This window comes from Methylobacterium sp. WL116, from assembly GCF_008039455.1.
Taxonomy (GTDB): domain Bacteria; phylum Pseudomonadota; class Alphaproteobacteria; order Rhizobiales; family Beijerinckiaceae; genus Methylobacterium.
Genome location: NZ_VRUV01000758.1, coordinates 1 through 1,656, shown reverse-complemented (window position 1 = coordinate 1,656; position 1,656 = coordinate 1). Strand labels below are relative to the sequence as shown.

Sequence of the window (1,656 nt, the reverse complement as noted above, 5' to 3'; positions counted from 1 at the left end):
ACCCCGCGCAGGCCCGCGCCGGCGGCCGGCGATCCGCGCAGGACGCGGAGCACCACGACGCCGTCGATGCCGAGCCGGGCGGCGGTCGCCTCCTGGCCGGCGATGATGCCGATGCCGGGGTTGCGCACGCGGCCGTTGCGGATGAGATCGGGCACCACGCGGTTGACCACGTCCACCGGCACCGCGAAGCCGATGCCGGCGCTCGCCCCGGACGGCGAGAAGATCGCGGTGTTGACGCCGATCAGCCGGCCGGCGGAATCGAGCAGCGGCCCGCCGGAATTGCCGGGGTTGATCGCCGCATCGGTCTGGATCACGCCGGACAATTCGCGGCCCTCGCTCGTCGGCAGGCGCCGCTGGAGCGCGCTGATCACGCCGGTGGTGAGGGTGTGGTCGAGCCCGAACGGGTTGCCGATGGCGAAGGTGGACTGCCCGACCTTCAGGTCGGCCGAGGTGCCGATGGCGAGCGGCGGCGGCGCCTTCGCCACCCGGCCGAGCCGCAGCACCGCAAGGTCGTAGGCCGGCGCGGCGCCGACCACGGTCGCGGAGACCACCTCGCCCGAGGACAGGCGCACCGAGATCGACCCGCCCGACTGGATCGCCGCCTGGACGACGTGGTTGTTGGTGACGACGTGGCCGCCGGCATCCCAGACGAAGCCGGTCCCGGTCTGGGTGTTGCCTGACCGGCCGCCCTCCTGGCCCTGCTCGGATTCGTCGTCGAGGCTCATCAGGTCGGCGCCGCGCGCCGCCCCTTGCGCGAAGACGTGCACCACCGAAGGGCTCGCCCGCTCGAACAGCGCGACGGTGGTCGCCTCCGCCGGTGCGAGGTCGCCGCGGGCGGTCACCGCGCGCGGGACCTCCCGCGAGAACAGGAACGCGGTGACGTAGGGCTGTGCGACGAACAGCGCCAGCAGCACCAGGATGGCGGCCAGCACGAGGCGCGCGAAACGATCCGGCACGATGACGCGATCTCCGACCGACGGGCACGACGACGCGGCCGACCCGCGATCCGTCGACCCTTAACGTGGCATTCAGCCTGCCCGCTTCAACGTTCTCGCACGGGAATGGTCAAGGTGCGGCGCCGCACCGTCGCGCTGCGGCGGAGACGGTAACGGAATGGTCATTCCTCAAGACCACAGTTTCGACAAGACGAAACGAAGTCCTGAGGTGTTCGCGCGCGATCTGCCACCGGTGGTCGGCAATCCGACGCGGGCGATTTGCGACGCAATCATGACCGGTTCCTGACGAGGGTGCCGCAATGATCGTGAAGCTGCCTTAGAGATGCTTCGATGTCTGGGCAAATACGCTGCGTTCCTGATCGGCCAGCCCTGGTGCCGGCCGTGGACGCCTGAACGGACGATACCGTTTCGGAAGGAAAAGAGTGAGATGGAAACCGAGGCCCTCGAACGACCCGCCGATCTGACGATCTGGCGCACCCTGCCGGCAAGCTCGCCGCTGGCGCAGCCCAAGCGCTACGGCACCCTGCGCGAGGCGATCGCCGCCGCCGCCGGCGCGCTGACCGACCCGGCCAAGCAGCCCTGGATCATCACGGACGAGGGCGAGATCCTGTCCCCGAACTGGATCCGCACCTACCTGAACTGAGACGTCGCGCCGGCCCCCCGGACGGGCGGCGCTTCCGCGACGCGACCGCGCCCGGCC

2 protein-coding genes are annotated in these 1,656 nt (G+C 70.7%); one reads left to right on the top strand and one right to left on the bottom strand.

The genetic code is table 11. From position 1 onward, the window contains the following. A partial coding sequence (locus tag FV223_RS27045; protein ID WP_147729792.1) for a trypsin-like peptidase domain-containing protein occupies positions 1-956 on the bottom strand: 956 nt, incomplete at its 3' end. A gap of 427 nt (positions 957-1,383) precedes the next feature. Between FV223_RS27045 and FV223_RS27040 the strand changes: the two genes are divergently transcribed. Next, the gene (locus FV223_RS27040; protein WP_147729791.1) at positions 1,384-1,599 is read left to right on the top strand and encodes a hypothetical protein; all 216 of its coding nucleotides are present in this window, start codon (positions 1,384-1,386) and stop codon (positions 1,597-1,599) included. Positions 1,600-1,656 lie beyond the last annotated feature (57 nt).